Below are 26,720 nucleotides of genomic sequence, written 5' to 3' on the forward strand. Positions count from 1 at the left end.
CTCGCGGGCAGTGAGGCAAAAATGGCAGAATTCACCTCTTCCCCCATGGCGGGGGATTACTCCTTTGAATCCGCAGCCGATTCCGGCCTGACATCCACCGCCAGAAGCTTGAAAAAGCTGACAAATCTGGCAGGTGCCATGGTGTCGCTGGCGCTGATTGCGGGGATCGGGGTCTGGGGGTACAAACTGCTGGTCCGCGACGTCAGCGGCATTCCCGTGGTCCGGGCGGCCAGCGGCGAAATGCGCATCCGCCCCGAAGATCCGGGCGGCGAACTGGCCGATCATCAGGGATTGTCCGTCAATGTGATCGCCGCCGAAGGCAGCGCCGGCCGGCCCGCCGATCAGCTGCGTCTGGCCCCCAGACCGGTCGATCTGTCCGATGAGGATCAGGTGGTTCAGGCGGCCATGGTGACAGATGCGCCACAGCAGCAAGCGCCCGCCGCCGCCGCACCTGCCGCGCAGGTTTCGGCCGATGAGGTGGCAAGCGCCCTTGCGAGCGGGGAGGTGGATGATCTGGTGGCCAAGCTGACAGATGGTGTCGCCCCGCTGACCGGGATCGAGGATGAAACCGATGCCATCGTGGCCGAGGTCACCCAGGACGTGGTGGCCGAGGTTGTCGAATCCGAAGAACGCCTTGCCAGCGTGATCGACGGGCCCGGCGTGCGCCATTCCCTGCGCCCCAAGCGGCGCCCCGCCACCCGCGCCGTTGTCACCCCGGCGGCGCTGACCACACAAAGCGCCGATACCGCGTCGGAAGAAGTGGATGCCGCCAATCTGCCCGCAGGCACCCGGCTGGCGCAACTGGGCGCCTTCGACAGCGCCGAAGTGGCGCGCGAACAATGGGATCAGCTGCAGAACCGGTTCAGCGCCTATCTGGGTGACAAGAAACGGGTGGTGCAAAAGGCCTCCAGCGGGGGGCGGGTGTTCTACCGCCTGCGCGCCATGGGCTTTGAAGACATCGCCGATGCGCGCCGCTTCTGTTCGGCGCTGGTGGCAGAGAATGCCGATTGCATTCCCGTGGTAACACGCTGATGCCCCCCTTTGGGGAAACGTCAGCGCGCCCCGTCGAGGAAACGTCAGCGCGCCCCTTTGGGGAAATGTCAACGCGCCCCTTTGGGGCGACCATCCTCGATGCGGACGGGCTGACCCTCTCTGCGGAGGAAAAGGCGTTTTTCCGCGACACGCGGCCCTTTGGCTTTATCCTCTTTGCCCGCAACATCGACACGCCGGATCAGGTCCGCGCGCTCTGCGATGAATTGCGCGAGGCGGCGGGGCATGAGGCGGTCATCACCATTGATCAGGAAGGCGGACGCGTGCAACGCCTGCGCGCGCCGCACTGGCGCGAATGGCTGCCGCCGCTCGATTTCGTGGCCCTGGCCGGGCGCGGGGCGGAACGGGCGATGTATCTGCGCCACCGCATCATCGCGGATGAGCTTGCGGCGCTTGGCATCGACAGCAATTGCGCGCCGATGGTCGATGTGGCGGGCCACCAGACCCACCAGTTCCTGCGCAACCGCTGCTATGGCAGCGAGCCTGCTCGCGTCGCCACCCTGGGCCGCGCCGCAGGGCAGGGGATGCTGGACGGCGGGGTGCTGCCGGTGGTCAAACATATCCCCGGCCATGGCCGCGCCACGATGGACAGCCATTTTGACCTGCCCCGCGTCGATGCCGCCCATGCGGATCTGACAGCGGTGGATTTTGCCCCCTTCAAGGCGCTGAACGACCTGCCGATGGGGATGACCGCCCATCTGGTCTATGACGCGATTGATCCTGCACCCGCGACCTGTTCGGCCCCGGTGATGCGCCTGATCCGCGAGGAGATCGGCTTTGACAATCTGATCATGACCGACGACCTGTCGATGAAGGCGCTGGCGGGCAGCCATGTGGAAAGCACCCGCGCCGCATTGGCGGCGGGCTGCGATGTGGCGCTCTACTGCAACCAGCCGCTGGCGGACCGGATCGCGGTGGCCGAGGCGGCAGGCGAGATGACAAAAGCCGCCCAGACCCGCGCGGAGCGTGCCCTGTCGATGCGCAAACGCCCCGACGACGTTGACATTCCCGCACTGGAAAGCGAACTTGAAGCGCTTTTGGGCGGGACGGGGCATGGCTGAATCCACATTCGAGGAAGATATTGTTTCGGTTGCCGAAAGGCGCGCCGCCGAAGCGCTGATTGTCGATGTGGATGGGTTTGAGGGGCCGCTGGACCTGCTGCTGACCCTCAGCCGCACCCAGAAAGTCGATCTGCGCAAGGTGTCGGTGCTGCAACTGGCGCGGCAATACCTGGCCTTTGTGGACAAGGCCAAGGCCCTGCGGCTGGAACTGGCCGCCGATTATCTGGTGATGGCGGCCTGGCTCGCCTTTCTGAAATCCCGCCTGTTGCTGCCGCCGGATCCCACGGAAGAGGGCCCCTCGGGCGAGGAACTGGCCGCGCATCTGGCGTTTCAGCTGGAGCGGTTGCAGGCGATGCGCGACGCCGCCGCGCGGCTGATGGCGCGCGACCAGCTGGGGCGCGATTTCTTCGCGCGGGGCCAGACCCATGAAATCCGCCGGGTGCGCCGGGTGACCTATACCGCCACCCTGCTGGACCTGATGCAGGGCTATGCCCGGATCCGCACCCGCGACGAATTCCGCCCCTTTGTCATGGACCGGGACGCGGTATTCACCATGGAACAGGCGCTGGAACGGATGCGCGGCCTGATCGGCTATGCCGGGGAATGGGGCGACTTGATGAGCTATCTGCCCGAAGGCTGGGAAAGCGACCCGGTGCGCCGCCGCTCTGCCACGGCATCGACCTTTGCCGCCTCTCTCGAACTGGTAAAAGAGGGCCATCTGGAGATCCGGCAATCGGAGGTCTTTGCCCCGATCCAGCTGCGAAAAAGGGATGTGCCGCGTGGCGGATGATATTGAAGAGAAAGAAGAAAGCCTGTTCGAGGCCCCGCCGATGGCCGAACAGGAACGGATGATCGAGGCGGTGCTTTTCGCCACCTCCGAGCCGATCACCCTCAAGGAGCTGGAGGCGCGGCTGCCGCATGGCTGCGACGCCGGCGAGGCCATGGTGCACCTGCGCCGCCGTTACGACGGGCGCGGCGTGCAGGTCTCCAAGGTCGGGGATGGCTATGCGATGCGCACAGCGGCTGATCTGGGCTTTCTGATGCAGAAGGAAACCGTCGAGGTCCGCAAGCTGAGCCGTGCCGCCATCGAAACACTGGCGATCATCGCCTATCACCAGCCCGTCACCCGCGCCGAGATCGAGGAGATCCGCGGCGTCTCGGTCAGCCGGGGCACGGTGGATCAATTGCTGGAACTGGAATGGATCCGCTTTGGCCGCCGCAAGATGACACCGGGCCGCCCGGTGACCTTTGTGGTGACCGAAGGTTTCCTGGATCATTTCGGGCTGGAAAACGCCCGCGATCTGCCGGGATTGAAGGAATTGCGCGCTGCCGGTCTGCTGGAAAACCGGCCACCCCCCGGCACCCTGCCGCTGATGGGCGAGGGCGAGGACGAGGAAGAGAGCACCGAGGGCCAGAGCGAGCTTTTCGAGGATTGATGCCGATGGCGGGATTTCTGGTCCGATCAGCCTGAAAATTGCCGCAATACGTGCTATATAGGGGGGGAGGTAAAAAGGGGTCAGTCAATGAACCAAATTATCAACATGATTATCCGCCAGGTCATGCATCAGCTGGTGCGGCGCGGCGTGAACGCCGGATTCGACCAGGCGTCGAAGATCGGCAAGCGCCGCAATCAGCCCGAAGTGGACGCGGATGGCAACCCGGTGCAGCAGCGCCAGCTGACGCCCGAGGAACGCGCAGAGCGGCGCGCCCGGCGTCAGGCGCGCCAGAATACCGGCCATGCCAAGCAATCCATGAAGGCGATGCGCCGCTTCTCGAAGTTCTGAGGCGTTTTTCCGGCGAGGGTGTCTTGCGCGGCAGGCGCTGCGCAGGGATATTTTCTTGCCAAAAAGAGCAGGGGTGTCCCAACCCTTTGCATTTCGTGGTGCAAATGGGGCTAAGGGCTCGGAGCGCAATGTCCGCTCCAAGTCCAACGTGACAACTGCTGCACTTCGTTCGAATGGCAGTTTTGGGTTAAGACCGGATAGGTTCAATCAGCATGCTCAGTCACCGCAGCTTCTTCGCTCGTCGATTTCCGGAACTGTTCATTGTCTGCATTCTCGGTGATTATCGGGTTTTCTTCGATCCAATAGCCATTTTGATCGATCCATCCCAAATCCAAAAACACCTGAAACCTGCGGTTCTGGTATGAAGGATTCATCTCGGCGTCGTCACGGTCATAGCATACGAATGAGAAGTCAGTCGCCAAGGATGCTTTCTGAGCAGCGTAGCTGGGTTCAGTTCTCTTTGTTTCCATGTTGTGAATGAACACAACAAAACCAGTTGTAAGGTCCCACGGCGACACGCTCCATTTGACGCCGCAAACGAAATCGATGGCTGTGCAAACTGCAAAAACGTCGGCCGCGACTTGGTAGAACCCGCCCTTACAGCAAGCAAGAAGAAGTATTCCATCTTTAGCGACTGTATCATTTTCACAAAGCGCCAAGGAAAAGTCGATCCAAGTTATCTCTTCTTGCTTCCCTTGGGTGTCTGCAAGAAAGCATTCAGTATTGCCGTGTGTGCACAGATAGACGTAGTCAAATTGAAGCTCTTCATCGTGAAGTTTTTTGAGCTGATCCTTCAGATCGTCAGTACTTCCGATATCGACTTGACAGACACTGAATTCTAGAAGTTCGCAGTGACTTTTGATTAGTGACACTTCGTTACCGCAAACGTCTTCGGCTGCGCGCAATATCAATAGCCTTTTGTTCATACTTTCACTCAGTCCTTGAAAAAATCGCGACAAGTTAATGGTTTACACCATAATATATTAGGAACTAGAAGCCGACATTGATTGACAGAACCTTTACGGCAGGTTTGTCCCGCCAAGCCGACCTCCGGCGCGGAGGCCTCCCGAAGGTTTCTTCGGGAAGCTTCTTCGGACATAGCGTCAGGCCCACAAGGAGCTTGGCTACGAGTTGCACCACGAAATGCAAAGGGCTGGAGGGGTGTCAGGCAGCTTTGAAATGTTTGCTGAGCTTCAGCCCCTGTCCCTGATAGTTCGACGCGATGCCCGCCCCGTAAAGCTGAGTGGGCCTTTCGGTCATGCGCTCATAGATCAGCCTGCCCACCACCTGGCCATGCTCCAGCACAAAGGGCGCTTCATGGCAGCGGACTTCCAGCACGCCGCGTGATCCGCTGCCGCCCGCCGCGGCATGGCCGAACCCCGGATCGAAGAACCCCGCGTAATGCACGCGGAATTCACCCACCATCGCCAGATAGGGGGCCATTTCGGCGGCATAATCCGGCGGGATGGTCACCGCCTCGCGGCTGACCAGGATATAGAATGCGCCCGGATCGAGGATGATATGACCTTCGGTGCTGTGGACCTCTTCCCAGAAATCCGCCGCTGCATAATGGCCGATCAGATCAAGGTCGATCACCCCGGTATGGGGTTTGGCACGGTAGCCCACCAGCGTCGTGCCGGGCAGTTTCAGATCGACGGAAAAGCCCAGCCCGTCGTCGATCACCGGTTTGCCATCCACCAGCGGTGTCTGGTCGTGCAGGGCGCGCAGGGCCGCGTCGTCCAGCATGGCATCGCCCCGGCCAAAGCGGATCTGGTTCAGGCGCATGCCGGGGCGCACCAGCACCGAAAAGGAGCGGGGGCAGATCTCGGCATAAAGCGGCCCGGTATAGCCCGGCGCGATTCGGTCGAATTCGGTGCCGCCATCGGTGATCGTGCGGGTCAGCAGATCAAGCCGCCCGGTCGAGCTTTTGGCATTGGCCACGGCGGAAACATCGTCAGGCAGCGCCAGGGCCTCCATCAGCGGCACCAGATAGACACAGCCTTTTTCCAGCACCGCACCCGGGGTCAGATCAACCTCGTGCATCTGGAATTCGCTCAGACGCTCCGCGACGCTCTTGCCGTGACCGGCCAGAAAGGAGGCGCGCACGCGAAAGGCACGGCTGCCAAGGCGCAGGTCAAGGCTGGCAGGCTGGATCTGGCCCGGAATGACCGGCAGGTCCGCGCTGATCTGACCTGCGTCGATCATGTCGCTGATCTGCTGGTTGGGGATCGCGCCATGCATGACATCGCTCATCGGATCGGGCCTTTCAAAAACAAACGCCCGCGAACCACAAAGGGTGCGGGCGTTCGGATTGTTTGGTCGGGCTAGCAGGACTCGAACCTGCGACCTTCCGTCCCCCAGACGGACGCGCTACCAGGCTGCGCCATAGCCCGAACTCAGGCGGTTCATACCTGATCTTGCCCGGCGTGCAAGAGGGAATTGCCGCCCCGGACATGGGGATCAGCCGTTTGCCCGCGGGCCGCCGCCATTGCCCCTGCTGGCGGCCATCGAATCACGCAGCTTTGTCAGCCGTGCCACCAGCGGTTCGATCCGGTCCAGCTTGTCCCGGTTCAGCGACCTCAGCCGGTAGGCGGTGGTCAGCACCGCCGGGATCGCATCGAAGTCCTGTTCTGCGGTCAGCACCAGATCCGGCAGCACGCGTGGCCTGGGTGCGGGCGGTGTGTCCTCCGCCGGTGCCTCGGGGGTGGCTTGCGGCCCGTCGGCCTCTGCGGCGGGCGCGTCGCTTTCCCCGGATGCCGGTGGCGGCGGGTTGTCGGAGGGATCGGCCGGCGTGCTCTCCAGCGGGCGGCGCAGAAAGGCGGGCAGGGCCTGTCTTTCTTCGGCGGCGGGTGCCTCAGGCTCCCGCGCTTCGGTTTCCGGTGCTGCCCCGGGGGCATCGGCCTGCCGGATCGCTACCGGCTCCTCCGCTGCAGATTCGTCTTCCGCATCCTCGACATCCTCGGCCATCGGGGCCTCGGGGATCGGCGCGGGGTCTTCGGCGGGTCGGGCCTCAATCCCGTCGGGCTCAGGCGCGCCTTGCGGTGCAGCGGCGGGGGTATCAGGCGCTGCTTCGGGCGCTGGTGCAGGGGGGGCTTCCGGCGCGGCGCTGGCCTGTTCATCCTCGGCCGGGGCATCCGGGGCGCTGGCGGCCGCCGATGGTGCCGCTTCACCCGCATCATCAGCGGGTTCAGAGGTAAAATCCTGTTCTTCTTCAATTGCTTCCGGGTCGTTCTTCACGTTCTTCTCAGCCGCCGGTTCAAAGCTGAGCACAACCCCTGTTTCCGGTTCGACCGCTGCAGCCGGGGGCGGCGGCGCGGCAGTTTCCGGCGTGTCGTCGATCTGGGAGGCGGTCAGCTCATCCAGCGGTGCGGACATCGCCGCGACATGATTCATGCCTTCCTCGCGGAGGATCTTCTGTACGCCCTTGATGGTCAGCCCGTCGTCATGCAGCAGCTTCTTGATGCCGCCCAGCAATTGCATGTCGCCGGGGCGATAATACCGCCGTCCGCCCGCCCGCTTGATCGGTTTGACCTGCGTGAACTTGCTTTCCCAGAACCGCAGGACATGGGCCTGTATGCCCAGCCAGTCGGCCACTTCGGAAATGGTGCGGAAGGCGTCGGGCGATTTGGCCATGATATCAGGACTTGTTGCCGTCTGCGACGCGGTCTTTCATCAGATGGGAGGGGCGGAAGGTCAGGACACGGCGCGGGTTGATCGGCACTTCTTCTCCGGTCTTGGGATTGCGGCCGACGCGGGCGGTCTTGTCACGGACCGAGAAGGTGCCAAAAGACGAAATCTTGACCTGTTCGCCAGCGACCAGCGCGTCGGACATATGCTCCAATACGGATTCGACAAGTTGCGCGCTTTCGTTGCGCGACAGACCCACTTCGCGAAAGACAGCTTCGCTCAGATCCATGCGCGTCAAAGTCTTGTTTGACATTCAATCCCCCATGTATTTTCAGCAACTTTGGCGGCACTGGAATAGGGAGTCAATATCAATGACTTGCAGGGCGCTGTTTCGGCGGAAATTTCCGCCCCGATAACAGGTGCTTACCACCTGAGAACCACGGCGCCCCAGGCCAGGCCGCCGCCGATCGCCTCGGTCACCAGCAGGTCGCCCTGCTTGATCTGGCCCCGGTCGCGGCCCACGGAGAGCGCCAGCGGGATGGAGGCCGCAGAGGTGTTGCCGTGATCCTGGACCGTTACCACCACTTGCGACATCGGCAGGTTCAGCTTGTTCGCGGTGCCCTGGATGATGCGGATATTGGCCTGATGCGGCACAATCCAATCCACGTCTTCGGGGGTCACGCCGGCCCGTTCCATCGCGGTGGTGGCGGTGGCGGCCAGCTTGCCGACCGCATGGCGGAACACCTGATTGCCCTGCATCCGCAGATAGCCGACGGTGCCCGTGCTGGTGCCGCCATCGACATAGAGCAGGTCGCGGTGCCGCCCGTCGGAATTCAGATCGGTCGAGAGGATGCCACGGTCCTGCGCGGTGCCCTCGCCACTTTGCGCTTCAAGCAGCACGGCACCGGCGCCATCACCAAAAAGCACGCAGGTCGACCGGTCGGTCCAGTCCATGATCCGGCTGAAGGTCTCCGCCCCGATCACCAGAACCCGCGTTGCCTGACCCGAGAGGATCAGCGCATTGGCATTGGCCAAGGCAAAGACGAAACCGGCACAGACCGCCTGTACGTCAAAGGCAAAGCCCTTTGTCATGCCCAGCTGCGCCTGCACCATGGTCGCGGCGGAGGGGAAGGTCAGATCGGGGGTGGAGGTTGCCAGGATGATGGCATCGACGTCATCCGCACCCAGGCCTGCGTCGTCCAGCGCCGCCCGGGCGGCGGCTGTGGCCATCTGCGAGGTGGTTTCCCCCTCGGCCGCGAAATGGCGGCGTTCGATGCCCGACCGCGATCTGATCCATTCGTCATTGGTGTCCAGCGTGGCTTCGAACTCGGAATTCTCGACAATCCGCGCAGGCAGGTAGTGGCCGCAGCCAATGACAACAGATCGGGTATTCATAGGGGCGTCTCTTCGGTCGGCAGCGTGGCGGCGACGCGCGCGGCAAGTTTGTCGTTGAAACGGCTTTCGGAAAGCTGCGCCGCCAGTTTGATGGCTGCCGACACGCCGGTCGCATCCGCAGAGCCGTGTGATTTGACCACCGTGCCATTGAGGCCGAGGAACACGCCGCCATTGACGCGGCGCGGGTCGATCCTGCGGCGCAGGCGCATCAGCGAGGTATAGGCCAGCAGCGAGGCCAGCCGCGACAGGGGCGAATATTTGAAGGCTTCGCGCAGGCGGTCGCCGATCATGTTGGCGGTGCCTTCGCCGGTCTTGATCGCGACATTGCCGGTGAAACCGTCGGTCACGATCACATCTGCCGCATCGCCGGAGATATCGCCGCCCTCGACGAAGCCGACAAATTCGAACCCGGCCTGATCGCGCTGGTCGCGAATCAGATCATAGGCTTCCTTCAGCTCGGCGCGGCCCTTGTGTTCCTCGGTGCCGACATTCAGCAGCCCGACACGGGGGCGGGCGATGTCCATGCCGTTGCGGGCATAAGAGGTGCCCATCAGGGCAAAGCGCAGCAGGTCGTCGGCATCGGCACGCACATCCGCGCCCACATCCAGCATCACGTTGAACCCCTGCGGATTGGACGAGGGGTAGAGCACGGCAATGGCCGGACGGTTCACGCCGGGCAGTTTCTTGAGGCGGATCATCGACAGCGCCATCAGCGCGCCGGTATTGCCGCAGGAGACCGCCACGGCGGCCTCGCCCGTGCGCACAGCTTCGATCGCGGACCACATGGAGGTATCCTTGCCGGTGCGTACCACCTGGCTCGGCTTGTCCTTCATGGTCACGACGTCAGTCGCATGCCTGATTTCGCAGCGGCCCTCCAGCTCGCGCCGCCTGGCGACAAGCGCAGTGAGCTGCGCCTCGTCCCCGTGCAGGATAAAGGCGATATCGGGATTGAGCTTTGCAGACAGAGAACACCCGGCAACAACGGCTGCCGGGCCTTCATCACCCCCCATGGCGTCCACGGATATCAGGGTGCGTCCGGCCTTCGCTGCGGTATGATCGGTCGGGGCCGTCATGGGTGCGAATGCCTTTTTATGATCTGAAAATGGGCAGCGCCGGCTCAGGCCGCGTCGTCTTCCAGTTCGATCTCGTCTGTCAGGGCGACCACCTCTGCATCATCGTAGTGACCGCAGGCGGCACAGATGTGGTGGGGACGCTTCAGTTCACCGCAGTTGGAACATTCGTTCGGGTTCGCAGCGGAGAGCGAATCGTGCGCACGGCGGTTGTTGCGGCGCGACTTGGAAACTTTATTCTGCTGGACAGCCATGTCTGGTGCCTTTGTCGGTTCGGGGCTGTGCATCATGGGCGCAAACAGCCGTGTTTCAATCGACCCCTCATCGGGCGTGACGCCGCTTTAGGCGAGAGGCCCTGCATTGTCCAACCTTAATTGGGGTGAGGGCGGCAAAATACCCGGAAAATGTCGCGATGCAAGCAGGTATTTCCGGTTGCGCCGCACCAATCTCAGGGCCACTCCGGCTGCGGCCCTCAGGGGTCTTCCTTGTTCAGCTTTGCCTTCAGACCGGCCAGCCCGGCAAAGGGTTTGGCGTCATCATCGGTCATCGGGGCCTGACCGGGTTCGGTATAGACGATCTGCACCGGTTCCGCCCCCTCCGCCCGGGGATAATCCGGCACCGCCAGCGCCAGCGCTTCGCGCATCACAATGGCGGGATCAATCCACTGGCCAAGCGGTTCGACGGTGTCGTCCTCGGGCATTTCCGCCTCCGGCTCCTCGGGATCTTCGAAGGCAGTCACGAACTGGCGGGTCACATCCGTGTCAATGCGGGTGGTGACGGGGGCCAGGGTGACGACGCAGGGCTGCACCACGGTGGCACCCAGCCTGCCGGTCAGCTGCCAGTCGCTGCGGCCCAGCGGGCTGATCCGCCCGTCGAAGCTGAGTTTGCGCAACGCGCTGAGGTCGAGGTCGGCCGCGATCTGCTCCAGCATGGCCTTGTCGGGGCGCAGGGCAAAGCCGTTCTCGGCACTCTGCGACAGCTCCGAGACGCGGATGGCGGTGTCACTTGGGGGCTTGGGGGACATGGGGGGCCTGTTTTCGTTTCTTGAACCTGAGGGGGTCCATGGTGTATGCGAAATAAAGCCAGACCAAACAAGGGCAAGAGGGCAGGACAGATGCACAGGACCAACAAAGCCGGCATGATGGCATTGGCGTTTGCCGGGATCGTCGCCCTGGGCGCATGTTCACCGCAGTACCGCAACCATGGCTATGTCCCCCCCGAGGAAGACCTGCAGCAGATCCAGGTCGGCGCGGATACCAAGGAAACCGTGGCCGAAAAGATCGGCGTGCCTGCCTCCTCCGGTGTGCTGACCAACTCCGGCTATTATTACGTGCGGATGCGTACCCGCACCCTTGGCCCGCTGGCCTCAAAGGAAATCGACCGCCAGGTGGTCGCGATCAGCTTCTCCGAACAGGGTGTGGTGCAGAACGTCGAACGCTTCGGTCTGGAAAAGGGGCAGGTGGTGCCGCTGACCCAGCGTGTCACCTCCTCGCCGGTAAGCGACAAATCCTTCATCCGGCAGCTTCTGGGCAACATCGGGCGCTTTAACCCGGCCGGTCTGGCGGGCTGACATCATGGTGTCATATCCCTTTGGCAGGTGGTGACACAGACCGCGTTGCATAGGGGACATGAACCAGTGATGCATCTGAAAAAGGGAAGATACACCGCCCGCAGCGCCAGCGGCCCCGCCGATCTGGCGGCAGCCCAGCGTCTGCGCGCCTTCTGTTTCGGGCTGCAGGCACCGCTTGATGTGGATGCCTATGACGACCAATGCACCCATGTGCTGATCGAGGACACCTCCAGCGGCACCCTGGTCTGCTGTTACCGGCTGCTGACTCTGCGGGGGGCGGACCTGCCGCAATCCTATGCCGCGCAGTTCTACGAGCTCAGCGCGCTGCAATCCTATGAAGGCCTGATGATGGAGCTGGGGCGCTTCTGCGTACACCCAGACTGGCGCGACCCCGACATCCAGCGTCTGGCCTGGGCGGCAATGACCGAGCTTGTGGACGCGCGCGGGGTGCAGTTGCTGTTTGGCTGTTCCTCCTTTGCCGGGACGGAAACCGCAGAGTATCTCGACGCCTTTGCCATGCTGCGCGCCCGCCACCTGGCCCCCAAGCGCTGGCTGCCCCGGGTGAAGGCTCCGGATGTCTTCCGCTTTGCCGCCCGGCTGCGGCGCAAGCCTGACCTGAAGAAAGCGATGCTGCGCATGCCGCCCTTGCTGCGGACCTATCTGATGATGGGCGGCTGGGTCAGCGACCATGCGGTGGTGGACCGCCAGATGAACACGCTGCATGTTTTCACCGGGCTTGAGATCGGCGCGATTCCCGCCGCCCGCAAGCGCCTGTTGCGGGCCCTGGTCTAGGATATTTTTGGCCAAAAAGAGGAGGGGCGTTGATTTCCCCTCAAGGTGACGCTAGCTGCGGCGCATGGCACGTGCACCCCTTCTTCAACTGAATGAAATATCGCTCACCTTCGGGGGGGATCCGGTATTCGAGGACCTGTCTCTGGTCGTGCAGCCCGGCGACCGGGTGGCGCTGGTCGGGCGCAACGGGTCGGGCAAATCGACCCTGATGAAGGTCATGGCCGGTCTGGTCGAGGCCGACAGCGGTGATGTGACCGCGGGGCCGGGCGTTTCCGTGGGCTACATGGAACAGGATCCGGATCTGAGCGGTTTCGACACGCTGGGCGATTTTGCCGCCCATGGGCTGGACCCGGGCGAGATGTACAAGGTGGAACGCGCAGGCGAGGGGCTGAAGTTCGACCCGGCGCGCCCGGTGGCCACCGCTTCGGGCGGCGAACGCCGCCGCGCGGCTCTGGCGCGGCTGATGGCGCAGGCCCCGGAACTGATGCTGCTGGACGAGCCCACCAACCATCTGGACATCGAGGCAATCGGCTGGCTGGAAGAAGAGCTGAAGACCACCCGCACCGCCTTTGTCATCATCAGCCACGACCGCGCCTTCCTGCGCGCGCTGACACGGGCAACCCTGTGGATCGACCGGGGCCAGGTGCGGCGGCAGGAAAAGGGCTTTGGCGATTTCGAAGCCTGGCGCGACCAGATCTGGGAAGAGGAAGACACCCAGCGCCACAAGCTGAACCGCAAGATCAAGGCCGAGGCCCGCTGGGCGGTCGAGGGGATCTCGGCCCGGCGCAAGCGCAACCAGGGCCGGGTGCGCGCCCTGCAGGACCTGCGGGCCGAACGCGCCAGCCAGATCAAACGGCAGGGCACGGCGGCAATGGCGCTGGATGCCGGCCCCAAATCGGGCCGCAAGGTGATCGAGGCGGAAGGCATCGCCAAGCACTTTGGCGACAAGGTGATTCTGCGCGACTTTTCCCTCAAGGTGCAGCGCGGTGACCGGATTGCGCTGGTGGGCCCCAACGGGGTGGGCAAGACCACGCTGCTGAACATGCTGATCGGGGCGGAACAGCCGGATGCGGGCAGGGTCACGCTGGGCACCAACCTGGAACTGGCGCTGTTCGATCAGGCCCGGGCACAGCTGGACGGCGACATGTCGCTGTGGGATTCGCTGACCGGCGATCCCGAGATGCGGGTCAGCGGCAAGGCTGATCAGGTGCTGGTGCGCGGCCAGCCGAAACATGTGGTGGGCTACCTCAAGGAATTCCTCTTTGACGAGGCACAGGCCCGTGCGCCGGTGCGCTCGCTCTCGGGCGGTGAAAAGGCGCGGCTGCTGCTGGCGAAACTGATGGCGCGGCCCTCCAACCTGCTGGTGCTGGACGAACCCACCAACGATCTGGATGTGGAAACCCTCGACCTGTTGCAGGAACTGCTGGAAACCTACGACGGCACGGTGATTCTGGTCAGCCACGACCGCGATTTCCTGGACCGTGTCGCCGCCACCACCATCGCGATGGAGGGGGACGGGCGCGCCACGGTCTACGCCGGCGGCTGGACCGATTATCTGTCCCAGCGCGGGCAGGATGATTTTTCGCAAAGCGTGGTCAAACCCAGGGAAGCCCCGGTGCGGGAAAAGACCGCCAAAGCGCAGAAATCCGGCCTGAGCTTTACCGAAAAGCACCGGCTTGAGGCCTTGCCCGCAGAGATCGCGCGGCTGGAGGCCGAGATCGGCAAGCTGGAGGCGTTGCTGGCCGATGCAGAGCTTTTCACCCGCGAGCCGGTCAAGTTCAACAAGGCGACGCAAGCCCTTGTGGAACGTCAGGAAAAGCTGTCAGCAGCGGAAGAGGAATGGCTGCTGCTGGAAGACAAGGCAGAGGCCTGAGCGCGCCCAGAGCGCGGTGGCCCCGAGGGCGTGAAAGGATCACATCATGGCTTGGCTACTTCTTGTTCTGGCGGCGGTTTTCGAGGTCATGTTCGCAATGGGCATGAAGATGTCACATGGATTCACCCGGCTCACGCCGACGCTGGTGACCATCGTGGGGATCATATTCGGCCTGTGGTTCCTGGCCCTTGCGATGAAACAGCTGCCGGTTTCCATCGCCTATCCGGTCTGGACCGCACTTGGCACGCTGGGCACCGTGGCCCTGGGCACGCTGCTGCTGGGCGAGGCGATGACCCCGCTCAAGGCGGTTTCGGTGCTGGCCATCGTCGGCGGCGTGATCGGGCTGAAAATCTCCGGCGGCTGATCAGAGTGGCCGCGCAGGCACGCCCGCTACGGTCAGCCCTGCGGTAACATCCCGGGTGACCACGGCACCGGCCGCCACAATCGCCGCATCGCCAATCGTCACCCCCGGCATGATAATTGCCCCGGCCCCGATCCAGACGTTCCGGCCAATCGTGACCGGCAGGGCAATCTCCTGACCGGCGGCGCGTTTGACCGGATCCTTGTGGTGCTGGGCGCAGAGAATCTGCGCCCCGGGGCCGATCATCGTGTCATCCCCGATCTCCACCCTGGCGCTGTCCAGAATCGTGCAATTGGCATTGATGTAGACGCGCGCGCCCAGATGGATGTGACAGCCGTAACTCGCGTGGAAGGGCGCTTCGACCAGGCAGTCGGGGCCATGTTCGGCAAAGAGCCCGCGCAGCGGTGCGCTCAGCGTCTCGCGCGGCTCTGGGGGGAGGTGGTTGTGCGCGTGGATCGCGCGCCGCGCCGTCTGGCGCAGGGCATCCAGCGCCGGGTCAAGGCAGGAGTACCATTCCCCCGCCGCCATCTTCTCCCGCGCGCTCCGCATTGGCGTCAGCGCATCCGCAGCGCGCCGTCCAGGCGGATCACCTCGCCGTTGAGATAGCCCATCTCGACGATGAAACCGGCCAGCCGCCCGTATTCCGCAGGATCGCCCAGCCGCGCGGGGTTGGGCACATCGGCGGCAAGGCCGGCCTGCACCTCTTCCGGCAGGTCCGCCAGCATCGGCGTGCGGAAAATTCCCGGCGCGATGGTCATCACGCGGATGCCCTCCTTGGCCAGGTCGCGCGCCATCGGCAGGGTCATGCCCACGATACCACCCTTCGAGGCCGCATAGGCCGCCTGGCCCTTCTGCCCGTCAAAGGCGGCGATGGAGGCGGTGTTGATGATCACACCGCGCGCGCCGTCAGGTTCGGGATCGTTCCCTGCCATCGCCTGCGCCGCCAGCCGCGCGATGTTGAAACTGCCCACCAGGTTGATGTCCACGGTGCGTTGGAAATCGCCCAGGGGATGCGGCCCGTCACGGCCCAGCGTCTTGATGCCAAGCGCGATACCGGCGCAGTTCACGGCAACGGTGATCCGGCCCATCTTTTCGGTGGCCAGCGCGATGGCGGCCCTGACCGAATCCTCATCCGTCACATCGGTTTCGGCGAAATGCCCGCCGATGTCAGCAGCGACCTGCGGCCCGCGCGTGGTGTCACGGTCCAGCAGGGTGACCTGTGCGCCCTGTGCGGCAAAATGGCGGGCCGTGGCCTCGCCCAGGCCGGAGGCCCCTCCGGTGATGATGGCGGCGGTGGTGTCGAGCTGCATGTGGCCCCTCCCGGATATGCAATTGAACAGGGGTTCAGATGATCATGGGCAGCGGCGGCGCGCAAGGGGATGCCAGCGCAGCCATGTGCCGCCGGTCGCACAGGCCCGCGCGCCGCTGCGCAGCTTGAACCGGTTCAGCCCGGGGGTGGCGCTGTGCAGCAGCCCGAGGTCGAGGGTCTCATGACCCTCTGCCGCCAGCCAGTCGCAGGCTGTCATCAGCAGCAGGTTATGGGCATGGCATCTGCGCCCTTCCGGAAAGCTGTGGCCGATGTGATAGCTGGCCCCGGTGCCATGGCGCAGGAACAGCATCTGCGCCACCACCCGCTGCCCGCGCCGTGCCGTGAAGAGCCGGGTCTGCGCGGGGGCCACGGCGGCAAAGGCGCAGGTCAGCGCCAGCGGCCATCCGGCATAGCCGCGCTGCCGCTGTTGCAGCGCCTCTGTCAGCAGCAGCGGATGGTGCGGATCGGCGGGCATCGGCCCATGGGACAGGCGCAGCTCTGCCCGGCGCGCCTTTCGCCATTGGTTGCGCCATTTCGGATGCAGCCGGGCGATGCGCCGGTCCGGATCGGTGCCGAGGTCCAGCAGGGCGATCTGCTGCGCTGCGCGCAGCCGCAGGGCGCGGGGCAGCGGGCAGGGATGCGCAGGCGACAGGATCAGCGGCAGCCGGGCCAGCCCGGCCGCGGCAAGTTGTTCGTTCAGGTCCCGCGGTGGCGCCATACGCGGCAACATCAGGATCGGCAGACCCAGAATGCGCCGCCGCAGGATCATCGCCCCGCCGGGCAGGATCAGCGGCGCAGCACCGCAGAGCCGCAGCGCCGCGGCAAAGGCCGGGTCCTGCATCAGGGCAGGCGCGGACAGGGGCGGTGCATCAACCATGCCCCGATGTGAGCGCGAGAAAGGTTAATAGTACGTTACATCTGGCGGGGGAAAGGCGGCTCAGTTCGCTGCACCACCACCATCCTCACGATGGCGGTGGCGCTGCGCGGCAACAAGCTATCAGCCGATCTGCACCAGCGCATGGCGCTTCTTGCCGGCAGACAGCTTGACCGGGCTGGCCAGCGCCGCGGCATCCAGCATCAGCCCCGCGTTGGTAATCGGCTGATCGTCCAGCCGCGCGCCATTCTCTGCGATCAGGCGCTTGGCTTCCTTGCCGGATCCCGCCAGCCCGGATTTCACGATCAGCTGCACGATGGAGATGCCATCGCCCAGTTCCGCCGCCGTCAGGGTCAGGGTGGGCAGGTCATCGCCCACGCCGCCGCGTTCAAAGACCTCGCGCGCGGTGGCCTCGGCTGCGGCTGCCGCATCGGCACCGTGCAGCAGCGCGGTCACCTCATTGGCAAGCCGCACCTTGGCCTCGTTGATCTCGGAACCCGCCAGCGCGCCCAGACGGTCGCATTCATCGACGGGCAGTTCGGTATAGAGCTTGAGGAACCGGCCCACATCCGCATCGGTGGTATTGCGCCAGAACTGCCAGAATTCATAAGGCGACAGCATGTCGCCATTCAGCCAGATCGCGCCCGACTGCGACTTGCCCATCTTCTTGCCGTCGCTGGTGGTCAGCAGCGGCGAGGTGAGGCCATAGACCTCCCCCTCGATCACCCGGCGGGTGAGGTCGATCCCGTTGACGATATTGCCCCATTGGTCGCTGCCGCCCATCTGCAGGATGCAGCCATAGCGGCGGTGCAGCTCCATGAAATCATAGGCCTGCAGGATCATGTAGTTGAATTCGAGGAAGGAGAGCGATTGCTCCCGGTCCAGCCGCGATTTCACGGATTCGAAACTCAGCATCCGGTTGATGCTGAAATGCCGCCCGATGTCGCGCAGGAAATCGAGGTAGTTCAACCCGTCCAGCCATTCGGCATTGTCGATCATCAGCGCATCCGATGGCCCGTCGCCATAGGTCAGATAGGCGCTGAACACCTTGCGGATGCCCGCGATGTTCTCGGCAATCTGTTCCGGCCCCAGCAGCGGGCGTTCATCGGCGCGGAACGAGGGATCGCCCACCTTGGTGGTGCCGCCGCCCATCAGGGTGATCGGCTTGCCGCCGGTCTTCTGTAACCAGCGCAGCATCATGATCTGGATCAGCGAGCCGACGTGCAGGGATTTCGCGGTGGCGTCGAAGCCGATATATCCCGGTTGCCCGCCCTTCAGCAGGGCCTCGTCAAGCCCCTGATAATCGGTGCAATCGGCCAGAAAGCCGCGTTGCATCATCGTGTGGATGAACTCCGATTTGGGGTGATAGGTCATGATGTCTTGCCTCGGGCTGGGATTGCGGGGCATCTATAGGCCCAGCAGGATCAAAGGGAAAGGCCTTGGACGGCAACATGAGCAGGGCCATCGGGAAAACGGGCGTGGTGACGGCGCTGGGGGCGATGTCGGGGACATCGCTGGACGGCGTGGATGCGGCGGTGCTGCGCACCGACGGGCGGCAGATCACCGCCTTCGGCAAGAGCGGCTACCGCGCCTATTCCCCGCAGGAGCGGGCGGTGATCGCGGCCGGTCTGGGCAAATGGGCAGGGCCCGAGGTGCAGGCGGCGGCAGAGGTCGTGGAGGCCGCGCATCTGGAACTGCTGCGCGACTTTGTCGGTGAGGTGGACCTGATCGGCTTTCACGGCCAGACCCTTGCCCATGCGCCACGCGCGCAGGGCACCCTGCAGGTGGGTGACGGCGCGGCGCTGGCGCAGGAGCTGGGCCTGCCGGTGGTCTGGGATTTCCGCAGTGCCGATGTGCAGCTGGGGGGCGAGGGCGCGCCGCTGGCGCCTTTCTTTCACCACGCCTGCGCGCGCTTTGCGGGAATCGGGGGCCCGGTGGGGTTCCTCAACCTTGGCGGGGTGGGCAATCTGACATGGGTGGATCCGGCGATCGAGGCGCCGGAGGCGGAAGGGGCCTTGCTGGCCTTCGACACCGGGCCCGCCAATGCGCCGCTCAACGACCTGTTGCAGGCGCGGCTGGGGCTGCCCTTTGACGAAGGCGGCAGGATCGCCCGGCGCGGCACGGTGGAAACCGGCGCGCTGGAGCTTTTCCTGGCGGAACCCTATTTCGCGCGCATCCCGCCCAAATCCCTGGACCGCAACGATTTTGCCGAGATGGTGGCGCTGGTCAGCGAACTGTCCGACGCCGATGCCGCCGCCACCCTGACCGCCATGTGTGCCGCCGGGGTGGCCGAGGCGATGCAGCATTGCCCGCGCCCGCCCGACCGGGTGCTGGTCACCGGCGGCGGGCGGCACAACCCGGTGCTGATGCAGATGCTCAGTGTTTCGCTGGAATGTCCGGTCATGCCGGTGGAGGAGGTGGGGCTGGATGGCGACATGCTGGAGGCCCAGGCCTTTGCCTATCTCGCAGTGCGGGTGGCGCGCGGGCTGCCCACATCCTGCCCCGGCACCACCGGGGTCCGCGCCGCGGTGGGGGGCGGCACGGTCAGCCTGCCGGGGTGATCTGCGCTGGCGTGATCTGCGTCGGCGTGATCCGAAGGTGCGGCTGCGCCGCAAGACATTATGGATTTCGCGATGGGGTGGATCTTCGCTGCGGGCCCACCATCCCAGGAAGGTCTGGCACCGCCCTTGATTGATCTCTTTCATGGCACCATCCGCCCGTCTTCCCAAGCACAATAGCCGTCTCCCCCTGCGGGGGCCCCTCGGCGATTGTGCTTGGCAATCCGGCCGTCTGGCGCCCTGACGTGCTCAAGCAAGGGCGGCGCCAGACCAGGGATGTCAGCGGGGAATGTCGAAGCCGGGGGGCGCGAGGGCGAAGCCCTCGAACTGGAAGCCGGGCGAGACGGTGCAGCTGACCAGGGTGTAATCGCCGGTGCTGCGCGCGGCCTGCCAGTGGTTTTCCGGCACGATCACCTGGGGCGCGCCCTGTGACAGATCCGGGGTCAGCAGGTGATCGCGCGCGGGCCCTGCATCGGTTGCGGACAGCGACAGGATCAGCGGTGCGCCCGAGTGGTAGAGCCAGATCTCGGTTGCATCGACCCGGTGCCAATGGCTGCGCTCGCCCGCCTTCAGCAGGAAATAGATGCAGGTGCCGCTGGGGCGGCCCGCATTCCCGGCCACCCAGGTCTGGCGGTAATGGCCGCCCTCCGGATGCGGGGCAAGCCCGAGCTGCGCGATGATCTGGTCGGCGGTCATGGGCGGCCTCTCAGCTCAGCGGATATTCGAAAAACAGCAGATGGGGCAGGGCATCTTCCGGGAGCGGCTGGTAGGGTCCGCGTGCCTTGAACCCCAGCGCAAGATAGAGCGGACCCGCCGCGGGCAGGCTGCGCGAGGTGTCGAGCACGACGCGGGTGAAACCATCGGCGCGGGCCTGATCCAGCAGCGCGCGGCAGATCGCCTTGGCCAGCCCCGCGCCGCGTGCGGCCGGGCTGACGAAAACGCGTTTGATCTCGGATGTCTCCGCGTCCAGCGGATGCGACATGCCGCAGGCGACGGGGCTGCCCTCTGCGGATCTTGCCAGCAGGATCACACCCTTTGGCCGGGCGTGGATCACCGGCAGTTCCGCCATCAGCGCCTCGTATTTGGGCACCGGATAGAAGGTTTCGGTGATGTCCCGGTCTTTCGGCGAATTGGCGACCAGGGTGGCGCGGTAATCCCAGCACAGGGCGACCACCGCCGCGAGGTCAGCGGGGGTGGTCGCCTGAACAATGCTGTAACTCTCAGCCACGCAGGATCGAGCGGCCTGCGTATTCGGCCGTTTCACCCAGCGATTCCTCGATCCGGATCAACTGGTTGTACTTTGCCAGCCGGTCGGAGCGCGCGAGGCTGCCGGTCTTGATCTGGCCGCAGTTGGTGGCAACCGCAAGATCGGCGATGGTGGCATCCTCGGTCTCGCCCGAGCGGTGCGACATCACATTTGTGAACCCCGCGCGATGCGCCATCTCGACGGCTTTCAGCGTTTCGGTCAGCGTGCCGATCTGGTTGACCTTGACCAGCATGGAATTGGCCGAGCCGCGCTTGATCCCTTCGGCAAGACGGGCAGGGTTGGTCACAAAAAGATCGTCGCCCACCAGCTGCACCTTGTCGCCCAGACGCGCGGTCAGCGCCGCCCAGCCGTCCCAGTCATCCTCCGACATGCCATCCTCGATCGAGATGATCGGATAGTCGGCCACCAGGGCGGCGAGGTAATCGACGTTTTCCGCCGAGCTCAGCTTCTTGCCTTCGCCCGCCAGGGTATAGACGCCGGACTGGTAATATTCGGTGGCGGCACAATCGAGCGCGAGATACATGTCCTCGCCCGGTCTGTAGCCAGCTTTTTCGATGGATTTCAGAATGAAATCAAGCGCGTCGCGCGTGGAGCTGATGTTGGGGGCAAAGCCGCCCTCATCGCCCACACCGGTGGCCAGACCCGCCGCCGAGAGTTCCTTTTTCAGGGTGTGAAAGACTTCGGCCCCCATGCGCACGGCGTCGCGGATGTTTTCCGCAGCAACCGGCATGATCATGAATTCCTGGATGTCGATGGGGTTGTCGGCATGTTCGCCGCCGTTGATGATGTTCATCATCGGCACCGGCAGAACCCGGGCCGAGGTGCCACCGACATAGCGGTAAAGCGGTTGCGTGCAGAAATCCGCCGCCGCCTTGGCCGCGGCCAGGGACACGCCCAGGATCGCATTGGCGCCCAGGCGGCTCTTGTTCTCGGTGCCGTCCAACTCGATCATCATCGAGTCGATTTCGACCTGTTCGGTGGCGTCGATGCCCACCAGCGCCTCGGCGATTTCGCCGTTCACGGCGGCGCAGGCCTCCAGCACGCCCTTGCCCATGTAGCGGGCCTTGTCGCCGTCGCGGCGTTCGACCGCCTCATAGGCCCCGGTGGAGGCGCCCGAGGGCACGGCGGCCCGGCCCATGGTGCCATCTTCGAGGATCACGTCGACCTCGACCGTGGGGTTGCCCCGGCTGTCCAGGATTTCGCGGGCATGGATGTCGATGATGGTGCTCATGAGATGTCCTAAGGTAAATGGCTTTGAGCGGGTTTTAGCGGCATGGGGCCGGGATGAAAAGAAGGCTTTGCGGGGGAGCGTCAGCGGGCTGCCCCGGGCCGGCGGACAGGGGGGCGGGATGAGGCAACGGCTTGCCGGGGATTCGCGGTGCCTGCGGTGCCGTCAAAGGCATGCAAAAAGCCAGCAAGTGCCTGCAATGTTTGCCATCCCGAAATGATGACATGTCATTTTTGACATGTCTTCGGTGACATGTCTTGCATGACATGTCGTCCTTTATATCGGCTCTTGCGGGCATCTCGTTCGTTGCAGCTCAGGCCGCGGCATCGTCGCGCGCTCAGGGCAGCACGCCGATCCTGCGTTCGCGCCAGACCGTGTAGATGCCCGACAGCACGATCACTGCCGCACCGATCAATGTCAGCGCATCGGGGCTTTCGCCAAAGACCGTCACGCCGATGACCAGCGCGAACAGCAGCCGCGCATAGCGGAACGGGGTCACGAAACTGACCTGCCCCACGCGCATCGCCGCCACGATAGCATAATAGGCCAGGATGCCGACGCTCATGCCGCTCAGGAAATAGACCCATTCGATCCCGCGTGGCAGCACAAATGCATCACCCTGCGCCGCCATCAGGATCAGCCCCGCCGGGACCACCACGGCGAATCCCAGAAAGCTGAGCTGCATGGTGGAAAAGACCGCCGGGGTGCGCCGGGTCGCCAGATCGCGCATTGCCAGGGCAAAGACCGCACCCACCGCCAGCAGCGACAGCATCTGGAAACTCTCCATGCCGGGCCGGATGATCAGCAGCACGCCCAGCAGCCCCGCGATGATCGCGCTCCAGCGCCGCCAGCCGACCGCTTCGCCCAGAAACAGCGCCGCCCCCAGGGTGACCACCAGCGGCGTGGCCTGAAGGATCGCCGAGGCGCTGGAGATCGGCGTCAGCACGATGGCAGAGACAAAGCACATCGTGCCGATGATTTCCCCCAGCGCGCGCAGGGCGATGGGCAGGTTCAGCATGTCGCGGCTCAGCGGTTTGCGCCCCTGTGCCACGACAACACCGCCAAAGACCAGCGCGCCGCCAAGGCCCAGCATGACCAGAATCTGCCCGACGCTCAGCGCATCGGCCAGCAGCTTGATGAACATGTCCTCAAAGGCAAAGCCCAGCATCGACAGCACCATCAGTGCCGCGCCGCGAAAATTGTCCATGATGCCCGTCCTTTGCCAGTTGTCGCACCGTTGCCCGGTTTTTGTGCAAAGGACAAGGGACGGCTGGCAGGTGCGCATCTGCGATGATAGCTGTCGGCCATGCGCTGGCCAAACATGACCCTCCCGCCACTGGTAACCTTGCTGACCCTTGCTGTCGGCGCCTTTGGCGCCGCTGTGGCCTGGGCAATGTCCGCGCCGATCTTCATCCTGCTGGGGCCTGCGGTGGCGGTCTCGCTGGCCGGGCTGGCGGGGCTGCGCACCGGGGTCGACCTGCGGCTGCGCGATGCCTGTTTTGTGGTGCTGGGCATTGCCGTGGGCGCGGGCTTTGACAGCGACGCATTGGGCGCGATGCTGCGCTGGCCGCTGGCTTTCGTGCTGATGGCGCTGGTGCTCTGGCTGATCCTCGTGGCCAGCCGCGCGGTGCTGACCCGGCACTTCGGTTTCGACGGACGCTCGGCGCTGCTGGCCGCTGCTCCGGGGCATCTCAGCTTTGTCATCGCCATCGCGGCGGACAGCGGGCTGGATGTGCCGCGCGTCTCCATCGTCCAGTCGGTGCGCCTGCTGGCGCTGACGCTGGTGGTGCCCTTTGTCGCCATCGCCCTGGGGGTCGAGGTTTCGGGCAATATCGCGCCGCAGGGGCAGGCGATGGGCCTTGGCACCCTGGCCGTGCTCGCGCTGGTCTCGCTCGGTCTGGGGCAGGTCTTTGCCCGGCTGTCGGTGCCCGCGCCGCTGCTGCTGGGGGCGATGGTCGCCTCTGCCCTGGGGCATTTGACGGGGTTTGCCACGGGGGTGCTGCCGGGCTGGCTGATCCAGCCTGCCTATCTGGTGCTTGGCGCGCTGATCGGCACCCGGTTCTCCGGCGTGACACCCGCCCTGCTGATGCAGGGGCTGGGCGCGGGGCTGATGGTGACGGCGGTTGCTGTCGGGGTTGCGGGGCTGGGCGCGCTGCCGGTGGCGCTGGCACTGGGCATGCCGCTGGCCCATGTGCTGGTGGCCTTTGCCCCCGGCGGGCTTGAGACGATGATCGCTCTCGGCGTGGTGCTGGGGGTGGTCCCCGGCTTTGTCGCGGCCTGCCATATCGCGCGGCTGCTGGTGCTGACCGTGTTGCTGCCCCTGATGCTGGGCCGCCGGACCCCGGCGACAGAGGGTTGCCCGTAGCGCCAGTCACCCGAAGCTGAAATGCGCCTCATTGATCCGAAGCGCGGTGCGAAGTTCGGGTCCACCATACCAGGGCGGCAGCGCCAAGGAGGTCCGGCAGAACCGCGCACGACGCGCGGTCAAATGATCAAATTCAAGTGAATCAAGAGGGTCCCCGCAGAGAACCCAGCAACGCAGGCTCTGCTTGCGCGGTCCTGTCAGTTTTCCATCCATCCGGCCCAGGGCGCCCCCGGTGGCGTGGTGAGCTAATTCTTCGGCCGGATCACCAGCCGGTTGCCGTTCTTCTCGGTCTCCAGCGCGGTGAGCGCCGCGACCAGCGCGCTCAGCTTGCTATGGCCATAGGTCCGCGTGTCAAAGTCCGGGTGGCTGGCCTGGATGGCCTGTCCGACCTGGCCAAGGTTGTACCAGCCGTCCTCGGCATCGATCTTGTCCATCGCCTCTTCGAACAGTGGCAGGGCCTTGTCGGCCTTGGCATTGCTCTCCCTGACGGTCTTGGGCGCATCCGGGTCGGGGATGTTCTCAATCAGGATGAAGCGGTTGTAGACATTGCGCAGCGCCGGGTTGGTCTTGGCCTCGCCGATGCCGATCACCGTCAGACCGTCCTCGCGCAGGCGGTTCACCAATGCGGTGAAATCGCTGTCCGAGGAGACAATGACAAAGGCGTCGAACTTGCCGCCATGCAGGATGTCCATGGCATGGATCACCAGACCGATGTCGGTGGCGTTCTTGCCGGTGGAATTCGAGGTTTCCTGGTGCGCCACCAGTCCCAGCTCGTGAATCGGCTGTTTCCAGCCCTTCAGATGCGGGTTCGACCAATCTCCATAGACCCGCCGCAATGCAGGCTCCCCGATGGAGGCAACCTCGCGCATGATCTTGGTGGCATGTTTGGCGGGCACATTGTCCGCGTCGATCAGCACCGCCAGCAAGGGGCGGTCGCGTGGCGCGGTATTGCGGATTTGATCTGTCATGCAAGCGGTGTGGCAGAGCACCGGGGTGAAGTCTAGCAACTTGAGTCATCTGCAGCGGATCAGGCAGGCGGCGGCACCGGAGCGCGGTTATTTCGGGGCAGGGGAACGGGCAGTGGGTTGGGCCAGATCGTCCAGCCCCTGCCGCAGCGCTTCGGCCATGCCGGTTGCCTCCATATGCTGGCGCAGGCGCTGGTTGTAGCCGCCCTGCGTGTTCAGGGCCTCCAGCAGGGCTGCGCTTGTCAGACCCGACAGGTTCGAGGTCACCAGCGCCCGCAGAAAGGCCTCCCCCTGCGTCTTGTCCGATACATGATCGCCCAGCCAGTCTGCCGCGTCCTGAACCATCCGGGTGACGGGCGAAAGCACGGCCTGGGCGCAAAGATATGCCGACAGCTCATCCGCGGTCCGCAGCGGGAAAATGCTGTTCCGGGCACCGAACAATTCGCCGACAAGGGCCTCGTCACCCTGCATCATGACGGGTGTTCCGCCCTCGGCTATGCCGGGAAAGGGCATCATGATCGCCACCGCCCGCGCGGGACGCACCATGGCATCGGCCTCCGTCAGGCTCGCCCCGGCCATGAAGGTGATGATCCGCTGGTCTTCGCGAAAGGTGAGCGCGCCCAGAATCTCAGGCGCGCTTTCCGCCATCAGTCCCAGAAAGATGACATCGCTTGCGTCCACGACGCCCTGATTGCCCGCGATGCTGACATTGGCAAGGCTTTCAGCCAGGGCATTTGCATGGGCCGCACTGCGTTCTGACACGGTGATCTGATGACCATCCGCGGCAATGCCCCGGACCGCTGCGCTGGCAATCTTGCCGCATCCTATGACGCCAATTCTCATGGTGTCGGAGGCTAGATGAATTTGTCCTCGGCGTCATCAAGTGATCCCAGGCATCGCCTTGGTGGAGTCGGCGCGATCTGTTTGCGATGTTGGACATGGCAGCAAAACCCGCCCATCAGACCTCCCGGCGGAAGCCTTCAGGACTTCTTGATCGGCACGCCATAAAGCTCAAGCCGGTGGCCGCGCAGTTCATAGCCCAGTTTCTCGGCGATCTTTTCCTGCAGTGCCTCGATCTCGGCGTCGACAAATTCGATCACCTCGCCCGAATGCATGTCGATCAGGTGATCGTGGTGGTCGCGTTCCGCATCTTCATAACGCGCGCGGCCGTCGCCGAATTCCAGCTTGTCGAGAATCCCCGCCTCTTCAAACAGTTTCACGGTCCGGTAAACGGTCGCGATGGAGATGCCGGCATCCAGCGCCACGGCGCGGCTGAACAGCGCTTCCACATCGGGGTGGTCCTCGCTCTCTTCGATCACGGTGGCGATGGTGCGGCGCTGGCCGGTCATGCGCAGGCCCATGGCCTCGCAGCGTTTGATGATGGGTTTGCTCATGACGCATCTTTCCGCTTCGTTCGGACCCCTGCTTTAGCGGGAAACGTGAACCGGTGCCACCGGGTTTCGCACCCCGAAGCAGACCGAGTGGCGGTCAAAGGTTGACTTCTGCACTGCAGCACGCCATCTGGGGGGCAAGCGATGCCTTCTGCCGCGTGAGCAGTGCCGGTGCCAGCC

The 26,720-nt window shown here is 64.4% G+C and carries 30 protein-coding genes and 1 tRNA gene; 11 read left to right on the forward strand and 20 right to left on the reverse strand.

The features are described from left to right. Nucleotides 1–21 precede the first annotated feature (21 nt). From ACWNZ3_RS08510 to ACWNZ3_RS08530, 5 genes are all read left to right on the forward strand, one after another. A complete protein-coding gene (locus ACWNZ3_RS08510) occupies nucleotides 22–1,032 on the forward strand; it encodes an SPOR domain-containing protein (protein WP_496901818.1) in 1,011 nt (336 codons plus the stop codon). Nucleotides 1,033–1,097: 65 nt separating this feature from the next. Then, nucleotides 1,098–2,111, forward strand: coding sequence for a beta-N-acetylhexosaminidase (gene nagZ, locus ACWNZ3_RS08515; protein ID WP_496901819.1), 1,014 nt, complete (start codon nucleotides 1,098–1,100; stop codon nucleotides 2,109–2,111). After that, entirely contained in the window at nucleotides 2,104–2,901 is a 798-nt protein-coding gene (locus ACWNZ3_RS08520; RefSeq protein WP_274577116.1) for a segregation and condensation protein A, read from the forward strand. The genes nagZ and ACWNZ3_RS08520 overlap by 8 nt, the downstream gene beginning before the upstream one ends. Continuing rightward, on the forward strand, nucleotides 2,882–3,547 hold the full coding sequence (gene scpB, locus ACWNZ3_RS08525; protein ID WP_496901890.1) for an SMC-Scp complex subunit ScpB: 666 nt from the start codon (nucleotides 2,882–2,884) through the stop codon (nucleotides 3,545–3,547). Before ACWNZ3_RS08520 ends, scpB begins: the two co-directional genes overlap by 20 nt. An 87-nt stretch (nucleotides 3,548–3,634) precedes the next feature. Next, entirely contained in the window at nucleotides 3,635–3,895 is a 261-nt protein-coding gene (locus ACWNZ3_RS08530; protein WP_269366468.1) for a hypothetical protein, read from the forward strand. A gap of 203 nt (nucleotides 3,896–4,098) precedes the next feature. On the opposite strand, the gene ACWNZ3_RS08535 is transcribed toward ACWNZ3_RS08530, so the two are convergent. From ACWNZ3_RS08535 to ACWNZ3_RS08575, 9 genes are all read right to left on the reverse strand, one after another. Further along, a complete protein-coding gene (locus ACWNZ3_RS08535) occupies nucleotides 4,099–4,821 on the reverse strand; it encodes a hypothetical protein (protein ID WP_496901820.1) in 723 nt (240 codons plus the stop codon). A 238-nt stretch (nucleotides 4,822–5,059) separates the two neighbouring features. Then, nucleotides 5,060–6,136 carry a 2'-deoxycytidine 5'-triphosphate deaminase gene (locus ACWNZ3_RS08540; protein WP_496901891.1) on the reverse strand — a complete coding sequence of 359 codons (1,077 nt, stop codon included), beginning with the start codon at nucleotides 6,134–6,136 and terminating at the stop codon, nucleotides 5,060–5,062. A gap of 75 nt (nucleotides 6,137–6,211) precedes the next feature. Beyond that, nucleotides 6,212–6,288 (reverse strand) — tRNA-Pro (locus ACWNZ3_RS08545). Between the two features lie 67 nt (nucleotides 6,289–6,355). After that, nucleotides 6,356–7,528 carry a MerR family transcriptional regulator gene (locus ACWNZ3_RS08550; protein ID WP_496901821.1) on the reverse strand — a complete coding sequence of 391 codons (1,173 nt, stop codon included), beginning with the start codon at nucleotides 7,526–7,528 and terminating at the stop codon, nucleotides 6,356–6,358. A 4-nt stretch (nucleotides 7,529–7,532) separates the two neighbouring features. Continuing rightward, entirely contained in the window at nucleotides 7,533–7,835 is a 303-nt protein-coding gene (gene ihfA / locus ACWNZ3_RS08555; RefSeq protein WP_114273520.1) for an integration host factor subunit alpha, read from the reverse strand. Between the two features lie 110 nt (nucleotides 7,836–7,945). After that, complete coding sequence (locus ACWNZ3_RS08560; RefSeq protein ID WP_496901822.1) at nucleotides 7,946–8,917, reverse strand: beta-ketoacyl-ACP synthase III; 972 nt, start codon at nucleotides 8,915–8,917, stop codon at nucleotides 7,946–7,948. Continuing rightward, nucleotides 8,914–9,990, reverse strand: coding sequence for a phosphate acyltransferase PlsX (gene plsX / locus ACWNZ3_RS08565; RefSeq protein ID WP_496901823.1), 1,077 nt, complete (start codon nucleotides 9,988–9,990; stop codon nucleotides 8,914–8,916). The genes ACWNZ3_RS08560 and plsX overlap by 4 nt, the downstream gene beginning before the upstream one ends. Nucleotides 9,991–10,034: 44 nt before the next feature. Further along, nucleotides 10,035–10,241: a 50S ribosomal protein L32 gene (gene rpmF / locus ACWNZ3_RS08570; RefSeq protein WP_114273517.1), complete on the reverse strand. Its 207-nt coding sequence runs from the start codon at nucleotides 10,239–10,241 to the stop codon at nucleotides 10,035–10,037. Nucleotides 10,242–10,459: 218 nt separating this feature from the next. Further along, on the reverse strand, nucleotides 10,460–11,011 hold the full coding sequence (locus ACWNZ3_RS08575) for a YceD family protein (protein WP_496901824.1): 552 nt from the start codon (nucleotides 11,009–11,011) through the stop codon (nucleotides 10,460–10,462). Between the two features lie 90 nt (nucleotides 11,012–11,101). On the opposite strand from ACWNZ3_RS08575, the gene ACWNZ3_RS08580 reads away from it, so the two are divergent. The 4 genes from ACWNZ3_RS08580 to ACWNZ3_RS08595 all read left to right on the forward strand — a co-directional run bounded on the left by ACWNZ3_RS08580 (nucleotide 11,102) and on the right by ACWNZ3_RS08595 (nucleotide 14,586). Continuing rightward, a complete protein-coding gene (locus tag ACWNZ3_RS08580) occupies nucleotides 11,102–11,557 on the forward strand; it encodes an outer membrane protein assembly factor BamE (RefSeq protein ID WP_269366458.1) in 456 nt (151 codons plus the stop codon). 69 nt (nucleotides 11,558–11,626) lie between these two features. Next, the gene (locus ACWNZ3_RS08585; RefSeq protein ID WP_496901825.1) at nucleotides 11,627–12,349 is read left to right on the forward strand and encodes a GNAT family N-acetyltransferase; all 723 of its coding nucleotides are present in this window, start codon (nucleotides 11,627–11,629) and stop codon (nucleotides 12,347–12,349) included. Between the two features lie 64 nt (nucleotides 12,350–12,413). Continuing rightward, nucleotides 12,414–14,222 (forward strand): ABC-F family ATP-binding cassette domain-containing protein, encoded by a 1,809-nt coding sequence (locus tag ACWNZ3_RS08590; RefSeq protein ID WP_496901826.1) that lies wholly within the window; start codon nucleotides 12,414–12,416, stop codon nucleotides 14,220–14,222. Between the two features lie 46 nt (nucleotides 14,223–14,268). Then, entirely contained in the window at nucleotides 14,269–14,586 is a 318-nt protein-coding gene (locus tag ACWNZ3_RS08595; protein WP_269366452.1) for a DMT family transporter, read from the forward strand. On the opposite strand, the gene ACWNZ3_RS08600 is transcribed toward ACWNZ3_RS08595, so the two are convergent. The 4 genes from ACWNZ3_RS08600 to tyrS form a co-directional block, all read right to left on the reverse strand. Beyond that, complete coding sequence (locus ACWNZ3_RS08600; RefSeq protein ID WP_496901827.1) at nucleotides 14,587–15,132, reverse strand: sugar O-acetyltransferase; 546 nt, start codon at nucleotides 15,130–15,132, stop codon at nucleotides 14,587–14,589. 5 nt (nucleotides 15,133–15,137) lie between these two features. Beyond that, nucleotides 15,138–15,893, reverse strand: coding sequence for a 3-hydroxyacyl-CoA dehydrogenase (locus ACWNZ3_RS08605; RefSeq protein WP_496901828.1), 756 nt, complete (start codon nucleotides 15,891–15,893; stop codon nucleotides 15,138–15,140). A 42-nt stretch (nucleotides 15,894–15,935) separates the two neighbouring features. Beyond that, the gene (locus ACWNZ3_RS08610; protein WP_496901829.1) at nucleotides 15,936–16,769 is read right to left on the reverse strand and encodes a GNAT family N-acetyltransferase; all 834 of its coding nucleotides are present in this window, start codon (nucleotides 16,767–16,769) and stop codon (nucleotides 15,936–15,938) included. Nucleotides 16,770–16,889: 120 nt separating this feature from the next. After that, complete coding sequence (gene tyrS / locus ACWNZ3_RS08615; protein ID WP_496901830.1) at nucleotides 16,890–18,140, reverse strand: tyrosine--tRNA ligase; 1,251 nt, start codon at nucleotides 18,138–18,140, stop codon at nucleotides 16,890–16,892. Nucleotides 18,141–18,217: 77 nt separating this feature from the next. Here tyrS and ACWNZ3_RS08620 point away from each other — a divergent pair, with 77 nt between their 5' ends. Further along, a complete protein-coding gene (locus ACWNZ3_RS08620; RefSeq protein WP_496901831.1) occupies nucleotides 18,218–19,327 on the forward strand; it encodes an anhydro-N-acetylmuramic acid kinase in 1,110 nt (369 codons plus the stop codon). Nucleotides 19,328–19,603: 276 nt separating this feature from the next. On the opposite strand, the gene ACWNZ3_RS08625 is transcribed toward ACWNZ3_RS08620, so the two are convergent. From ACWNZ3_RS08625 to ACWNZ3_RS08640, 4 genes are all read right to left on the reverse strand, one after another. Next, nucleotides 19,604–20,020: a cupin domain-containing protein gene (locus ACWNZ3_RS08625; protein ID WP_496901832.1), complete on the reverse strand. Its 417-nt coding sequence runs from the start codon at nucleotides 20,018–20,020 to the stop codon at nucleotides 19,604–19,606. 10 nt (nucleotides 20,021–20,030) lie between these two features. Continuing rightward, on the reverse strand, nucleotides 20,031–20,588 hold the full coding sequence (locus ACWNZ3_RS08630) for a GNAT family N-acetyltransferase (RefSeq protein ID WP_496901833.1): 558 nt from the start codon (nucleotides 20,586–20,588) through the stop codon (nucleotides 20,031–20,033). Next, nucleotides 20,545–21,822 (reverse strand): phosphopyruvate hydratase, encoded by a 1,278-nt coding sequence (gene eno / locus ACWNZ3_RS08635; RefSeq protein ID WP_269366437.1) that lies wholly within the window; start codon nucleotides 21,820–21,822, stop codon nucleotides 20,545–20,547. Before eno ends, ACWNZ3_RS08630 begins: the two co-directional genes overlap by 44 nt. 334 nt (nucleotides 21,823–22,156) lie before the next feature. Continuing rightward, nucleotides 22,157–23,026, reverse strand: a complete 870-nt coding sequence (locus ACWNZ3_RS08640) for a DMT family transporter (RefSeq protein WP_269366435.1) — start codon at nucleotides 23,024–23,026, stop codon at nucleotides 22,157–22,159. A 99-nt stretch (nucleotides 23,027–23,125) separates the two neighbouring features. Between ACWNZ3_RS08640 and ACWNZ3_RS08645 the strand changes: the two genes are divergently transcribed. Then, nucleotides 23,126–24,184, forward strand: a complete 1,059-nt coding sequence (locus tag ACWNZ3_RS08645) for an AbrB family transcriptional regulator (protein ID WP_496901834.1) — start codon at nucleotides 23,126–23,128, stop codon at nucleotides 24,182–24,184. 245 nt (nucleotides 24,185–24,429) lie between these two features. Here ACWNZ3_RS08645 and ACWNZ3_RS08650 read toward each other — a convergent pair whose 3' ends face one another. The 3 genes from ACWNZ3_RS08650 to ACWNZ3_RS08660 all read right to left on the reverse strand — a co-directional run bounded on the left by ACWNZ3_RS08650 (nucleotide 24,430) and on the right by ACWNZ3_RS08660 (nucleotide 26,543). Beyond that, complete coding sequence (locus ACWNZ3_RS08650; RefSeq protein ID WP_114276511.1) at nucleotides 24,430–25,152, reverse strand: NYN domain-containing protein; 723 nt, start codon at nucleotides 25,150–25,152, stop codon at nucleotides 24,430–24,432. 87 nt (nucleotides 25,153–25,239) lie between these two features. Continuing rightward, a complete protein-coding gene (locus ACWNZ3_RS08655) occupies nucleotides 25,240–25,992 on the reverse strand; it encodes an NAD(P)-binding domain-containing protein (RefSeq protein WP_496901835.1) in 753 nt (250 codons plus the stop codon). 137 nt (nucleotides 25,993–26,129) lie between these two features. Beyond that, complete coding sequence (locus ACWNZ3_RS08660; protein WP_114276514.1) at nucleotides 26,130–26,543, reverse strand: Fur family transcriptional regulator; 414 nt, start codon at nucleotides 26,541–26,543, stop codon at nucleotides 26,130–26,132. Nucleotides 26,544–26,720: the final 177 nt, after the last annotated feature.

It is taken from the genome of Sulfitobacter sp. IGS-18, from assembly GCF_059628195.1.